Below are 14,641 nucleotides of genomic sequence, written 5' to 3' on the forward strand. Positions count from 1 at the left end.
CCTGAACCCGTAGAACCCGGATCGACCACCTCCCAGATTGTCCGCAAGGTCAAATTCAGGCCTTTTTGTCAGCAAAAGGTTCTCCGTGATATCCACCGCTATTCGCGTCGCCCGAGTGGGCAGCGCCGCCGAGCTGGCCGCGGCGGCACTCATGATGCTGGGCTTCCCGGTCCTCATGGTCGCCGCGCTCGTCCCGAGCGTCTACGCCTTCGCGGCCGCGGCCGCCGTCACGTACCTGGCGGACCACTACCTGCACCGCAAGGGCAGCTACCTCGTCAACCGCCTGAGCAAGGTCCGGGCCGGTCTGTCGATCCGCTTCCTGATCCGGCAGCTGCTGCTCATCCTGCTGCTGGCCAGGATGAACCTCTCCAACGGCCTGGTGTTCTACGGCGCGATCGCGTGCTTCATCGCCTTCTACGGCCTGCAGGCCCCGCACGGCGCACTGGTCACCCTGATCCGCAACCGCCGCCGGATGCCGGTCGCCACCCGCAACGTCGACCTGAAGTCCCGCATCCGCATCCCCGACGCCCCGCCGCGCGCCCTGCTCGAGCGCTCCGCCGAGAAGATGCTCCACCTCGACCTCGCGGCCGTCGTCGGCCTGCTGGTCTCGGCGGCGACGGACAGCAGGACCGCCGGATTCGTCGGCATCGGCATCACCCTCGCCCTCGGCTGCCTGTACGTACTGGTCCTGATGCCGTACGTGCGCGGCCGCAAGACCCCGCCGGACGCCGACACCGTGCTGGCGGCCGTCGACGACTGGCTGGCCGACTACCGGCCCGGGACCGTGCTGTACTTCTCCGGCTCCAAGGACTCCGCCTACCAGGTCAACATGTGGCTGGAGACCATGGAACAGCTGGAGTCCCGCCCGCTGATCCTGCTGCGCGAACGCGTCATCCTGCAGAGCCTCGCGCCGACCACCGTCCCCGTCATCTGCGTGCCCGGCGGTGTGCACCTGATGAACATGGACCTCTCCACCGTCCGCGTCGCCCTCTACGCGGCCAACGTCGGCAAGAACATCCACCTGCTGCGCGTCCCCACCATGAAGCACGTCTTCATCGGCCACGGCGACAGCGACAAGCTGGCCAGCGTCAACCCGTTCAGCAAGGCGTACGACGAGGTGTGGACCGCCGGCCGCGCGGGCCGCGACCGCTACGCCATCGCCGACGTCGGCGTCCGCGACGACGACATCGTCGAGGTCGGCCGCCCCCAGCTGGCCCCCATCCAGAGCCGGCGCGGCGTCCCCGAAGGCCGTATCCCCACCGTGCTCTACGCGCCCACCTGGGAGGGCTGGGACGACAACCCCGGCAACACCTCGCTCGTGCTCGCCGGCGAGAACATCGTGAAGAAGCTGGTCAAGGCCGACCCGCCGGTCCGCGTCCTCTACAAGCCGCACCCCTTCACCGGCACCGTCAGCGCCGAGGCCGGAGCCGCCCACCGGCGCGTCACCGCCCTCGTCCAGAAGGCCGCCACCGCCCGCGCGGCCGACGCCCGCTTCACCGCCGACCCGGCCGCCCAGGCGGCGGCACAGGAGGAACTGGCCCGCATCGAGACCCGCCTGGCCGAACTCGCCGGTACCGGCGACGACAAGCGCGACGAGGCCGAGGCCAGCCGGGACGACGTCGTCGACCTGAAGAAGCACGAGGAGATCGCCCGGCTGCGCACCGCCTGGAACGACTTCTACTGGCAGGCCCTGCCGCCGTACCAGCACGCCGTCATCACGGGCCCCGAACCCCGCCTGTACGACTGCTTCAACGTCTCCGACGCGATGGTCTCCGACATCTCCAGCGTGGTCTCCGACTTCATCGCGAGCGGCAAGCCGTACGCCGTCACCGACTCGGCCGGCGTCGGGGCGGAGGAGTTCAAGCGGGCCAACACCGCCGTGCGTGCCGCCGTGATCCTCTCCAACAGCGCCAAGGAACTCGGCGGCCTGCTGGACGCCGTACGGGACCCGTCGGCCGATCCGCTGGCCGCGGACCGGGACGAACTCAAGCACTACCTGCTCGGCCCGGACGAGCCGACCTCCATCGAGCAGTTCAACGGCGCGGTGGCCGCGCTCGCCCGCAAGGCCGAGGCCCGCAACCTGGGCCAGGAGGCCCGGATCGCGGCCGGCGGCCCCGAGGCGGCCGAGCTCGCCGAGGCGCTGCCCGGTGGGAAGCCGCAGACGACCCCTGGCGAGGCGGGGGGCGCGACCGCCGGCTGATCACCGCGAGGACACCGCATGGGCTGGGTCCCGGGGACTTCTCCCCGGGACCCAGCCCGTGCGCCACTGGCTGGTCGTCGTGCTCGCTCTTCTTCTCGCGCCGCGTTCTCTTACCGTTGCTTAGGAATGCGCGATTTTGTTCTTACCCATGCTTCGCCGTTCCTGTTGAGCGGCTCTTACCGCACGTCCGTACTGTTCGATGTAAGCCGCTGTACACCACCCGGCAGCCCGTTCATCATGTGAACTGGGCCACTGAGCGCGCCCTCCTGGGCAACCTGTTGCGCAGCTCGGTCATCTAAGACGTTGCGACCGAGGTGACGCAGGGGGAACGCACCACTGACTAGGGGGAAAACGTGACCGTCGTTGCGCAGCCTGATGTGACCGTGATCATCGGGGCGTACGAAGCGATGCCGTACCTGGTCGAGTGCCTGGCCTCCGTAGAGCGCCAGACCCTCGACCCGGCCCGCATGGAGGTCATCGCCGTCGACGACGGATCGACCGACGGCACGGGGGAGTACCTGGAGGAGTTCGCCGCGCGCGCCGCCATGGCCGTGACCGTGATACGCCAGGAGAACTCCGGCGGCCCCAGCGGCCCGCGCAACGTCGGCCTCGCCAAGGCCGCCGGCCGCTACGTGTTCTTCCTGGACGCCGACGACCGGCTCGGTGACGAGGCCCTGGAGCGCATGGTCGCCATGGCCGACAGAAACGGCACCGACGTCGTCGTCGGCAAGGTCGAGGGAATCAACCGCAAACCCCCGCAGTCGATGTGGGGCAAGACCCTCGAGCGCACCGACGTCTTCTCCTCCAACATCAAGTTCACCCTCAGCGCCCAGAAACTCTTCCGCCGGGCCCTGCTGGAACGCCACGGCATGCGGTTCGACGAGTCCCTGTGGACCGGCGAGGACGCGCTGTTCACCATGGAGGCCTATCTGCGCGCCGACGGCGTCTCCGTCGTCGCCGACTACCCCTGCTACTACCTCGTCGGCCGCGAGGACGGCAAACACGTCACCAAGAGCGGCGGTTACACCCTCCGCTTCGACTCCGCGCGCGCCCTGATGAAGCTGATCGCCGAGATGGTCCCGGCAGGGCCGCGGCGCGACAGCCTCATGGTCCGGCCGTTCAAGGTCACACTGCTTCCGCAGTTCGGCCCCAAGTTCCTCAAGGACACCGAAGAGGTACGGCAGCACAAGCGGGAACTCGCCGAACCGCTGATGGACGCCCACTGGAACCCCGAGGTGGCCCGCCGCCTCAAGGTCCACGAGCGGCTCCAGCTGCACCTGGTCGCCGTCCGCCGCACCGAGCTCCTCCCGGACGTCATCGAGTTCGTACGGGAGAAGAAGCAGCCCACCGCGGTCCTCGAGGGGCGGGGCACCCGCGTCTACCTCGGGTACCCGCACTTCCGTTCCGCGGCGGCCGGCCTCCCCGACTGGATCTACCTCGCCGAACCCCGCGAGGCCCGCACCGTCGAGGGCTACCGCGAGGAGGCCGCCAACACCCTCCTGCGGCGCGCGCTGCGCAAGCTGCGGCGGTCACTGCCCGCCCGGGACGTGAAGCCCGCGGCCGTCTGACGCAGCCTCTCCGGCGGGCCTATCCGCCCGATCCCAGCGCCCGCCGGATCGGCCTGCCGACCGCCCGCCGGGCCCGTCGGTAGACCGAGCCCGGCAGCTGCGCGGCGGTCGCCTTCGCGGTGCGGGCCCCGGCGCGCGCCAGTTCCCTCTCCAGCCGGGCGTTGTCCAGCGACAGTTCGTCGATACGGCTGTGCAGCCAGCCGAACCGCGAGGTGAGCGAGGCGACGTCCACGTCGTTCCAGGGGCGGATCCCCGCCGGGAACGCCAGTGTCCGCATTCGCTCCTCGAACGCCGCTCCGCCGTCGCCGTGCGTGAAGGTGTTCTCGAGCCCGTTCCGGTCGAGGAACCCGGTGAACCGCTCGAAGCGCTCCCGGTGACCGCCGACCAGCCCGCCGAAATCGGCCTCCGCGTACAGCTTCGCCGGATCCGCCGACTCGGGATCCTTCACCGCCCGGTCCAGCCGTCGGTGCGGAATCCCGAAGTAACGGCAGAGCTCCAGCGTCCGCGAGTCACCGCACAGCACAGTGGCCGGCGTACCGGCCAGCAGCGCCGCGATGTTGCCGTGGATGCGCGATCCGAAGGAGAAGTCGAACGAACGCAGGTCGTCGATCCAGGTGACCGGGTCCACATAGACCCGCACCTTGTCCTCGCGGAACATCGGATGGTCCGGGTGGGTCGGTATCCGGGTCACCGCGGAGTTGGGATCCGACAGGTCGCGCCAGTGCAACTGCCGTGCGTCGCTGATGTTCTGGCCGACGAAACGCAGATTCGGATAGCGCTCGTGGGTGCGCGTGATGATCCGGTCCAGGCCCTGCGTCCGTACGGCACTGTGCGAGCCGTTGATCGCGATCCGTGACTGGGGCGTCAACTCCAGTGCCTTCTTGTGCACCGGGAGCCGCTCGCCGTACATGAACATGGAAGGGCAGCCGATGACCTCGACGTCCTTGAAGCCCATGTCCTTGAGGTACTGCTCGGTGAACTCGCCCCGTACACCGATCGACGCACTGCGCTCCAGCACCGCCGCGCAGAACTCCCGTACGGTCGGCTCCATCCGCTTCAGCCGGTCCGGGTTGTAGTTCACCCCTGTCTGCGCACCGACGCCGAGCACCACCACCGGGATGTCCAGTTTCGAGATCAGTCTGGTCATCCGCTTCAACGCGCTCTCGAAGGACGGCCGGAAGGCGTTGGCGAGCGGCACGACGAAGGCGTCGTACTCCTCGTTGATGCGGGCGGCGGCGGAGACGTCGGAGGGCATACCGTTCGAGACGACCTCGGTTCCCGGCGTCTCGAGGATCTTGTGAGCGGCATCGCTGAAGATCAGGTTGCCCGAGTTGGTGGCGATGACGTCCCGGTGCAGGGCCTCCTCGACGCCGACGACGTCGTAGGGACTCTTTCCCGACCTGAGGAGGATGCGCTTCACGCGATGATCTTTGGATGACACAGACTTCAAATTAACTTTAAGTTCGTTTCGATTTCCAGGGAAAGTCAACACAACCTTTTTGCCGTACGCGACGTGTGAACGAAGCGTCACGCATCGTCCTGCCCGTGGCCGGCCCGCCGTCGGTCCGCGACAGGTCCGTCGCCTGTCCGGAGGCTGGACGGACGGGCCGGGCGCCGGTCCCCTTCGCGTAGATTGCTGCCACGCGCAAAGAAGTGGGGACAGGACGTGGCAAGGGCTAGGCAGGCCGTCGGCGAGGCCCGCAGGATCGTCGTCAAAGTGGGCTCCTCCTCGCTGACCACCGCCTCCGGCGGCCTGGACGCCGACCGTGTCGACGCGCTCGTCGACGTTCTCGCCAAGAGCCGCAGCGGGGGAGAACGGGAGATCGTCCTCGTCTCCTCCGGTGCCATCGCCGCCGGACTCGCCCCACTCGGCCTGCGCCGCCGCCCCCGGGACCTGGCCCGCCAGCAGGCTGCCGCCAGCGTCGGCCAGGGCCTGCTCGTCGCCCGCTACACCGCCTCCTTCGCCCGCTACGCCGTGCGCGTCGGACAGGTCCTGCTCACCTCCGACGACATGAGCCGCCGCGCCCACCACCGCAACGCCTCCCGCACCCTCGACAAGCTGCTCGCGATGGGTGCCTTCCCGATCGTCAACGAGAACGACACCGTCGCCACCGACGAGATCCGCTTCGGCGACAACGACCGCCTCGCCGCTCTCGTCGCCCATCTCGTCCACGCCGACCTGCTGGTCCTCCTCTCCGACGTCGACGGCGTGTACGACGGCGACCCCGGCAGGCCCGGGACGTCGCGGATAGCGGAGGTGAAGGGGCCCGAGGACCTCGCGGGCGTCGAGATCGGCAGCGCGGGCAAGGCGGGCGTCGGCACCGGAGGCATGGTCACCAAGGTGGAGGCCGCCCGGATCGCCGCCGCCGCGGGCATCCCGGTGGTCCTCACGAGCGCCGTGCACGCCGCCGACGCGCTCCTGGGCGGCGACACCGGGACCTACTTCCACCCCACCGGCAAACGGTCCGCAGACCGCCTCCTGTGGCTTCAGCACGCCTCCACCCCGCAGGGCTCGCTCACCCTCGACGACGGCGCCGTCCGCGCGGTCGTCGAGGGCCGAAAGTCACTGCTGCCGGCCGGGATCGCCGCGGTGCAGGGCGAGTTCAGCGCCGGCGACCCGGTCGAACTGCGCGACACCGCGGGCCGCGCGGTCGCCCGCGGACTGGTCAGTTTCGACGCCAAGGAGATCCCGCAGCTGCTCGGGCGTTCGACCAGGGAGCTGGCACGCGAGCTGGGCCGGGCGTACGAACGCGAGGTCGTACACAGGGACGACCTGGTGATCCTGCACCCGTAAAACGGGACGTCACGGCGGACCCCGGTGGGGGACGTTCCGTAAAACCGCCACACGAACCCTTGCGGCCTGCTCAACTTTGTCTCAGGACCACGTTCCGCACGAGCAGAGCTGAAGGAGGCCGTCGTGAGACGAGTGCGCCCTGGGGCTGCGGCCTCCCGCGGTGCTCTGACGAGCGTCGCGGCCGGGGACACCTACGAGGAGCCGAAGGACCTGCCGCGCCTGTGGCACGTCACCCTCAGCGTCTGCGGTGCCGAGGTCCCGCTGCCGGAGTTGCGCCGCGGGCTCGAACAGCTGGCCCACGACCACCCCTTCCTCCTCACCAGCCGCTACGCCTGCGACCACGCCGAGATCCGCTACTGGGAAGAGGCCCGCGACCTCCACGACGCCGCCGCCGTCGCCCTGCGCCTGTGGGGCGAGCACCGCCAGACCGCCGGCCTGCCCGCCTGGGAGATCGTCGGCCTCGAGGTCGTCGACCGCGCCACCTACCACCAGCGCGTCGCCGAGGGCTACGGCCCGCCGCCCGCGACACCGGTCGGCATCCACCCCTTCTGACGCCTCTGACTCCCTGCCCCCTCCCTGCGCGGCCTTTGCCGAGGGCCGGTATTCACCCGTTTTGATCCACGTCTCGCGGTGTGGGATGACGCGTGGACGGCCCGCCGGGGCGCACTACCCTTCCCTCATGACCACGCTCTCGCCGTACGACGCCATGTCCCCGGTCACCCAGGCCGCCTACCGTGCCAAGGCTGCCGCCGCCGACCTCGCGCCGCTCCCGCGGGCCGTGAAGGACGACGCGCTGCTCGCCGTCGCGGATGCCCTGGAGGTCCGTACCAGCGAGATCGTCGAGGCCAACGCCAAGGACATCGCCAAGGCACGCGAGAACGGCACCAGCGAGGCGATCGTCGACCGTCTGACCCTCACCCCGGAGCGGGTCCGCGCCATCGCCTCCGACGTGCGCGACGTGGCGAAGCTGCCCGACCCGGTCGGCGAGGTCGTCCGCGGCTCCACCCTGCCCAACGGCATCGACCTGCGCCAGGTCCGCGTCCCGCTCGGCGTCGTCGGCATCATCTACGAGGCCCGCCCGAACGTCACCGTCGACGCCGCCGCCCTCTGCCTGAAGTCCGGCAACGCCGTCCTGCTGCGCGGTTCCGCCTCCGCCCACGCGTCCAACACCGCCCTCGTCCGCGTCCTGCGCGACGCCGTCGGCGGCGCCGGGCTGCCCGCCGACGCCGTCCAGCTGGTGCCCGGCGAGGGCCGCGAATCCGTCCACGAGCTGATGCGCGCCCGCGGCCTCGTCGACGTCCTCATCCCGCGCGGCGGCGCCTCCCTCATCCAGACCGTCGTCATGGAGTCCAAGGTCCCGGTCATCGAGACCGGCACCGGCAACTGCCACGTCTACGTCGACGCCCACGCCGACATCGACATGGCCATCGACATCCTGATCAACTCCAAGGCGCAGCGGGTCAGCGTCTGCAACGCCGCCGAGACCCTCCTCGTCCACCAGGACATCGCCGCCGAGTTCCTGCCGCGCGCCCTGGACGCCCTCGCCGAGGCCGGCGTCACCGTGCACGGCGACGAACGCGTCCTCGCCCACGCCAAGGACTCCAAGGCGACCGTCGTCGAGGCGGTCCCGGAGGACTGGGAGACCGAGTACCTGTCGTACGACATCGCCGCCGCCGTCGTCGACTCCCTCGACCGGGCCGTCGAGCACATCCGGCTGTGGACCTCCGGGCACACCGAGGCCATCGTCACCACCTCGCAGCAGGCCGCCCGGCGCTTCACCCAGCTGGTCGACTCGACCACGGTCGCCGTGAACGCCTCCACCCGTTTCACCGACGGCGGCCAGTTCGGCTTCGGCGCCGAGATCGGCATCTCCACCCAGAAACTGCACGCCCGCGGCCCCATGGGCCTGCCCGAGCTGACCAGCACCAAGTACATCGTCACCGGCGACGGCCACATCCGCCGCTGACACCCGTACGGCCCAGCCGCGCACTCCGTACGGCGTGCGGGCGCGCGGCGGGGCGTACGCGACCCCGGGCGAGCGTGAGAGGCGTCTCACCGGGCCCATGAATTTCCATACCGTCTGCCCAAATTGACCCCCCAGGTCTACTCTGGATCCGTGCCGGAGGACGTGGGGGGCACGCCGTTCCCTGACGGCTGGGAGCCCGACGACGACCATGACCACGGGATGTCGGACGAAGAGTTCGACTCCGTGGTCTTCGACGAGGCCTTCGTGAAGGCGGCCGTGGTCCACGAACCGACCGCCGTCGAACGCCTCCTTGCCGCAGCCCAGGCCAGAGCCGAGGCCTCCGAGGCCGAGGCGCGCCGCGCCCACGCCAGAGGCGAGCGCTACGAGGACGGCTACGGCCCCGACGGCGCCGAGTTCGGGCACTCCGGCGAACTCGACGACCTGGACGACGGCGACGTGATCGAGGACCGGTACGGCACCGCCGGGACGTACGGCAAGCACGTCCGCTGGCACCGTCCGGTCGCCTGGGTGCTCGCCCTGGTCATGGGCATCGGGATGGTCGCGCTCGCCTTCGCCGCGGTCTACCGCAGCGCCTCCTCGGGCGGCAGCCGCGACCAGGTCCCCAGGCCACCCTCCACCGGCCAGGAACAGGGCACCGCGGCGGCACCCTCGGTGTCCGCCGACTACTCCCAGTCCGCCAAGCCGGCGGTCTCCGTGGTCCCGCGCACCCCCTGAGCGGTTGCGGCCGCCCTGGTGGCAGTCCTGGTGAGAACCTGTCAGAAGTTGTCATGTAGCAGGGCGTTTACCTGAGGCTCCCGAGACCTACTCTGAAAGTATGGGCGGGCCAGGAGACCCACCTGAGGGGACACCCGAGGGCGGCCCCGTGGGTGGTGAGGACGAGTACCGATCCGTCGTCTTCGACGAATCGTTCGTCCGCGCTGCCCGCCTCCAGGAGTCCTCCGCACGCGAACGCATGACCGATCACGCGCCTGCCGTGCGCCGCCGCCCGCCGCTGCGCCGGGGCTTCACCCGGCAGGCCCTGATCCTCGTCGTGCTGATCCTCGTCGCCTTCGGCACCGCGATCTACATGGGTGTCCGCCACCCCTACGGCACCGACGAGGCCCAGCAGCCCGTCGAACCTCTGCGGATGACCGTCATCCCGCTCTCCCCGCAGGCCAGGGTGCCCGGTGCCGCCGACGCCGAGACGCTGTTCGCGCACAGCCCGGCCGCGCAGTACGAGGTCGGCGCCGAGGGGATACCACTGCCGGCCGCCCGGAGCACCGCGCACTTCTCCGACAGCCAGGTCGTGACCGCCCTGACCGCGGCCAAGGACTACCTGGTCCGCTCCTCGCTCTACCCCGAGGTCCTCGACAGCAGCGAGGTGCGGCCCGCGCGGGCGCTGCTCGACCCCGGCCAGCTCGACCAGTTCGACCAGAGCGTCGACCACCCCGCGGCGGACGGCCGGCACGCCGCCACCGGATGGCTGGTCCGCTTCGACCCCACCCGCGCCGAACTCGCCGACCCCAGGATCCGCGTCCAGGGCAACCTGACGGCCGCGGAGACCGACCCGGCCACCCTGGAGGTCACCGCCGACCACACCTTCGTCTACGCGCTGCGGCCCACCGGCGCCCCGTCCGGCGCCCAGGCCTCCCTGTTCACCGTGCGCCGCCAGCTGACCTTCCGCTTCGACCGCGACGACCTGCGCCTGCACCAGGCCCAGCTGGTTGTCTCCTACGTCCAGGCGGGCCCCCTGTCCTGCGCCGAGGACGCCGCCGACCACCTGCACCCCCTGCTGGCCGGCCAGACGGCCAGGGCGGGCGGTCCCGCGGGCACGAACCCGTACGCCACGGACAGCGCCACCGCCCTGTGCGGGACGCTCTCCACCGCGGCCGAACCCAAGGTCTGACCAGCCCCCGTCCGACGGGGGCGGTCAGCCACGGCTCTACGCCTCGCCGCCCTCCGGCTCCGGGGGAGTGTCCCGAGGCGGCGTGTCCTTCGACGGGGGCGCGCTCGTGAACCCGTCGAAGCCGCGCTTCACCCGGCCGCCCAGGTTTCCCGCCCCGCCCGCGAAGTCCGAGACCAGCTTCATCAGCGGGTCCTTGGAGCTCTTCACATCACTGGCGTAGCTCGCCGCGGACTCCTTGAACGAGTCGCCGACCGAGGTGTCCTTGTCCTCGGTCCGCCGCGGGTAGTGACCGTCCATGATCCGCTGGTAGTCACGGGAGGCGGCCCACTTCTTCAGCTCGGCCGCGCGGACCGTGGTGAACGGGTGCGAGCGCGGCAGCACGTTCAGGATCTTCAGGACCGAGTCGCGCAGGTCGCCGCCCGCCTCGTACTCCTCGGCCTGCTGCAGGAACGCGTCCACGTTCATCTCGTGCAGGTGGTTGCCGCCCGCGATCTTCATCAGGCCGCGCATCGAGGCCCGCAGGTCCTGGCCGACCAGCAGTCCGGCCCGGTCGGCGGACAGCTCCGACTTGCGGAACCACTCCCGCAGGGCCGTCACGATCGCCAGGATCGCCAGGTTGCCCAGCGGGATCCAGGCGACCTTGAGCGCGAGGCTGGTCAGGAACAGCAGGATCGTGCGGTACACCGAGTGCCCGGACAGCGCGTGTCCCACCTCATGGCCGACGACCGCCCGCATCTCCTCCTCGTCGAGGAGTTCCACCAGACCCGTGGTCACCACGATGATCGGCTCGTCCAGTCCGATGCACATCGCGTTCGGCTGCGGATCCTGCGTCACGTACATCGGCGGGACCTTCTCCAGGTCCAGGATGTAACAGGCGTCCCGCAACATGTCGTTCAGATGCGTGAACTGCTGGTCGGACACCCGGACCGAGTCGGACAGGAACAGCAGCCTCAGGCTCCGCTCCGGAAGCAGCCCGCTGAGCGCCTTGAAGACCGCGTCGAAACCGCTCAGCTTCCGCAGCGCCACCAGCGCGGAACGGTCCGCCGGATGCTCGTACGCACGCGAGGAGATCCCCGGGAACCGCCTGCGCTGCCTGCTCGGCACGCGCTCGTGCCCGTTCTGCTCGTGGCCGTCGTCGGACATGTCGCCCCCATGTGCGTGAGTGTCTGCCGTGCCCCCGGAGCAGGGCCCAGCCTAGGCGGATATACCGTGGTCGGGCAGTACAGCCGAAGGAGTCCTCATGGAGCACCACCCCCCGGCCGCCTGGCTCGCCCAGGCCGCGAGCGCCGCCCAGCGACAGGGCTCGGGCGATCTGCTCCGGGTCGTCATCGTCGTCATGTTCGTCGGCTGCGCACTGACCGCCTGGTTCCTGTTGCGCGGGTACAAACACAAGGACGACTGAGCCGCAGGGATCGTTCCCCGATGGAGGAGTCGGCGTGATCGCCGCCGGGGTGCCCGCATACGATGAGCCGACATCTTTATCCCGTCCACACGCGATAGGTCCTGCCGCAGATGATGAATCTCCACAGCGCCGCTGCCCAGTTGGTCACCCTCGCCGCAGAGGGCGAGGAGCACGGCGGCAACCACAACAGCCTGAACCCGGCCGTCACCGGCGGCAGCGCCCTCGTCATCCTGCTGCTCCTGCTGTGGATCACCACCCGCTTCAACCGCGACCGCTGAGCCGGAACCGAACCCGGCACCGCTCCTCCGGGCGGGGCCCACGGGCCGGGCCGGTAGGGTCTGCACGCATGGGAGAGCAGGACATGCCTACCGGTCCGGCAGCTGACGAGGCCGACGACATGGCGACACGGCCGCGGTACACGCCGGCGGGCCCCGCGCACACCGGCAAACGCCGCCTCGGTGTCATGGGCGGAACGTTCGACCCGATCCACCACGGGCACCTCGTGGCGGCCAGCGAGGTCGCCGCCCAGTTCCACCTCGACGAGGTGGTGTTCGTGCCCACCGGGCAGCCCTGGCAGAAGACCTCCCGCGCCGTGTCACCGGCCGAGGACCGCTACCTGATGACCGTCATCGCGACCGCGGAGAACCCGCAGTTCTCCGTCAGCCGGATCGACATCGACCGCGGCGGCCCCACCTACACCGTGGACACCCTGCGCGACCTGCGCGCCCTCAACCCCGACACCGACCTGTTCTTCATCACCGGAGCCGACGCGCTCGGGCAGATCCTCACCTGGCGGGACTCGGAGGAACTCTTCTCCCTGGCCCACTTCATCGGCTGCACCCGGCCCGGCCATCATCTGACCGACCGCGGTCTTCCGGAGGGCGGCGTCTCGCTGGTGGAGGTTCCCGCGCTCGCCATCTCCTCCACAGACTGCCGTGCGAGAGTCGCCAAGAGCGACCCCATCTGGTACATGGTGCCGGACGGAGTCGTGCGCTACATCGACAAGCGCGAGCTGTACCGCGGCGAGTGAGCCGAGAGGGGCACCGGTGAACGACCGATACGACGCGGGCTACGGAAGCGACCAGTACGTACTCGTCGGCTACGACGAGTACGGGCAGCCGGTGTACCGCCAGATCCCCGCGCAACAGCAGCAGACGTACGACCCGTACGCAGGCCAGGGGCAGGGGCAGGGGCAGGGCTACGGCTACGACCCGTACGCGGGCGGCGGGCAGCAGGCCGCACCGTCGTACGACACCGGGCAGCAGGCCCCCGTGCACGACACCGGCCGGCAGCCGGTCATGCCCGCCTACGACCCGTACGGCACCGGCGGCCATGCCGCCCACAACCCCTACGGGCAGGCTGCCGCGGGCGGCCGCCAGCCCCGGGTCGCCGAGCAGACCGCGCACATCCCGCAGCAGGCCGGACCGGCCGACCACGCCACCGTTCCCCGGCAGGACGACGACGAACGGGAGTACCACACCGGCCAGTTCGCGTTCGTCGAACAGCCCGACGGCGACTCCGAGGACGTCATCGACTGGCTGAACTTCACCGAGAACCGCACCGAGCGCCGCGAGGAGGCCAAGCGGCGCGCCCGCAGCCGGATGATCGCCCTGGTCGTCGTCCTCGCCCTGGTCGCCGCCGGCGGTGTCGGCTACCTCTGGTACGCCGGAAAGATCCCCGGTCTGTCCTCCGCCACCGCCAAGGGCGGCACGACGATCTCGCCGGCCGCCCAGAAACGCGACGTGATCGTCGTCCACCTGCACAACACCGGTGGCGGCGGCACCTCGACCGTGCTGCTCGTCGACAACACCACCACCAAGCAGGGCAGCACCGTCCTGCTGCCCAACTCCCTCGCCCTCACCGACGACGACGGCACCACCACGACCCTCGCCAAGTCCGTCGACGACGACGGCTCCTCCGGCACCCGGGACCAGCTCGACACCGTCCTGGGCACCAACATCGAGGGGACCTGGCGCCTGGACACGCCCTACCTGCAGAACCTCGTCGATCTCGTGGGCAACATCGACGTCGACACCAACGCCGACGTCCCCGACCCGGCCGCCAAGAAAAAGGGTGGGGAGCCCCTCGTCCACCAGGGCAAGGCCCAGACCCTCGGGGGCAAGGCCGCCGTCGCCTACGCCACCTACCGCGCCTCCGGCGAGGCCCAGAACGCCCAGCTGGAGCGGTTCGGGCAGGTCATGCAGGGAGTGCTGCGCAAGCTGTCCTCCGACGCCTCCGCCGCGACGACCACCGTGCAGACCCTCGCGCAGATCCTCGACCCGTCCCTCACCGACAAGGACCTCGGCACCTTCCTCGCCAAACTCGCCGACCTCGCCAAGGGCGGCGACTACAAGACCGCCCTGCTGCCCGTGCAGAGCGACGGCACCCTCAGCGCCGAGACCAGCTCCAGTGTCGTCAAGGACATCCTCGGCGGTACCGCCAAGAGCCCGTCGGCGGGATCCGCGGTGCGCGTCTCCGTCCAGAACGCCACCGGCGTCAAGGACGACACCGAGAAGGCCCGCGTGATCCTCGTCAACGGCGGCTACACCTTCCTGGAGGGCGGTACGGCCGCCGGCACCCGGGCCGCCTCCGAGGTGCTGTACTCCGACGCCGCCGACAAGGAGAACGCCACCGAGGTCGCCAAGACCCTCGGCCTCGGCGCCGGTGCCGTCCGCAAGGGCACGGTCGGGTCCGGCGCGGACGTCTCGGTCGTCCTCGGCCAGGACTACAAGCCGTCCTCCTCCTGAGGCGGCCCCCCCGCACCCCACGTGACCCGGTAATCACGTGGGGTGCGCCCTGCGGTCC

General features: G+C 70.3%; 13 protein-coding genes. 11 read left to right on the plus strand and 2 right to left on the minus strand.

Annotated features, from left to right (window positions below; all coding sequences use genetic code 11):
- Positions 1–85: 85 nt before the first annotated feature.
- Together BLW82_RS28635 and BLW82_RS28640 are read left to right on the plus strand one after the other, a co-directional pair.
- Positions 86–2,200 (plus strand): CDP-glycerol glycerophosphotransferase family protein, encoded by a 2,115-nt coding sequence (locus BLW82_RS28635; protein ID WP_256215993.1) that lies wholly within the window; start codon positions 86–88, stop codon positions 2,198–2,200.
- Between the two features lie 353 nt (positions 2,201–2,553).
- Complete coding sequence (locus tag BLW82_RS28640; RefSeq protein WP_371131427.1) at positions 2,554–3,768, plus strand: glycosyltransferase family 2 protein; 1,215 nt, start codon at positions 2,554–2,556, stop codon at positions 3,766–3,768.
- A gap of 19 nt (positions 3,769–3,787) precedes the next feature.
- On the opposite strand, the gene BLW82_RS28645 is transcribed toward BLW82_RS28640, so the two are convergent.
- Complete coding sequence (locus BLW82_RS28645; protein ID WP_093503090.1) at positions 3,788–5,188, minus strand: polysaccharide pyruvyl transferase family protein; 1,401 nt, start codon at positions 5,186–5,188, stop codon at positions 3,788–3,790.
- A gap of 246 nt (positions 5,189–5,434) precedes the next feature.
- Here BLW82_RS28645 and proB point away from each other — a divergent pair, with 246 nt between their 5' ends.
- The 5 genes from proB (at position 5,435) to BLW82_RS28670 (ending at position 10,434) form a co-directional block, all read left to right on the plus strand.
- Complete coding sequence (gene proB, locus BLW82_RS28650; RefSeq protein WP_093503092.1) at positions 5,435–6,562, plus strand: glutamate 5-kinase; 1,128 nt, start codon at positions 5,435–5,437, stop codon at positions 6,560–6,562.
- Between the two features lie 123 nt (positions 6,563–6,685).
- The gene (locus tag BLW82_RS28655; protein WP_093503094.1) at positions 6,686–7,114 is read left to right on the plus strand and encodes a hypothetical protein; all 429 of its coding nucleotides are present in this window, start codon (positions 6,686–6,688) and stop codon (positions 7,112–7,114) included.
- A 127-nt stretch (positions 7,115–7,241) separates the two neighbouring features.
- Positions 7,242–8,528 carry a glutamate-5-semialdehyde dehydrogenase gene (locus tag BLW82_RS28660; protein ID WP_093503096.1) on the plus strand — a complete coding sequence of 429 codons (1,287 nt, stop codon included), beginning with the start codon at positions 7,242–7,244 and terminating at the stop codon, positions 8,526–8,528.
- 123 nt (positions 8,529–8,651) lie between these two features.
- Entirely contained in the window at positions 8,652–9,263 is a 612-nt protein-coding gene (locus BLW82_RS28665; protein ID WP_371131428.1) for an SCO2584 family spore wall biosynthesis protein, read from the plus strand.
- Between the two features lie 100 nt (positions 9,264–9,363).
- Positions 9,364–10,434, plus strand: a complete 1,071-nt coding sequence (locus tag BLW82_RS28670; protein ID WP_093503100.1) for an SCO2583 family membrane protein — start codon at positions 9,364–9,366, stop codon at positions 10,432–10,434.
- A 36-nt stretch (positions 10,435–10,470) separates the two neighbouring features.
- Here the strand turns inward: BLW82_RS28670 and BLW82_RS28675 are convergent, their stop codons facing one another.
- Positions 10,471–11,577, minus strand: a complete 1,107-nt coding sequence (locus tag BLW82_RS28675; RefSeq protein WP_093503102.1) for a M48 family metallopeptidase — start codon at positions 11,575–11,577, stop codon at positions 10,471–10,473.
- A 97-nt stretch (positions 11,578–11,674) separates the two neighbouring features.
- Here BLW82_RS28675 and BLW82_RS44605 point away from each other — a divergent pair, with 97 nt between their 5' ends.
- The 4 genes from BLW82_RS44605 to BLW82_RS28695 all read left to right on the plus strand — a co-directional run bounded on the left by BLW82_RS44605 (position 11,675) and on the right by BLW82_RS28695 (position 14,583).
- Positions 11,675–11,836: a hypothetical protein gene (locus BLW82_RS44605; RefSeq protein WP_093503104.1), complete on the plus strand. Its 162-nt coding sequence runs from the start codon at positions 11,675–11,677 to the stop codon at positions 11,834–11,836.
- Between the two features lie 110 nt (positions 11,837–11,946).
- A complete protein-coding gene (locus BLW82_RS44610; protein WP_177232770.1) occupies positions 11,947–12,114 on the plus strand; it encodes a hypothetical protein in 168 nt (55 codons plus the stop codon).
- A gap of 68 nt (positions 12,115–12,182) precedes the next feature.
- On the plus strand, positions 12,183–12,866 hold the full coding sequence (gene nadD, locus BLW82_RS28690) for a nicotinate-nucleotide adenylyltransferase (RefSeq protein WP_093503106.1): 684 nt from the start codon (positions 12,183–12,185) through the stop codon (positions 12,864–12,866).
- Between the two features lie 16 nt (positions 12,867–12,882).
- The gene (locus tag BLW82_RS28695; RefSeq protein ID WP_093503108.1) at positions 12,883–14,583 is read left to right on the plus strand and encodes an LCP family protein; all 1,701 of its coding nucleotides are present in this window, start codon (positions 12,883–12,885) and stop codon (positions 14,581–14,583) included.
- Positions 14,584–14,641 lie beyond the last annotated feature (58 nt).

Origin of the sequence: Streptomyces sp. Ag109_O5-10 (genome assembly GCF_900105755.1) — a bacterium.
Taxonomy (GTDB): domain Bacteria; phylum Actinomycetota; class Actinomycetes; order Streptomycetales; family Streptomycetaceae; genus Streptomyces.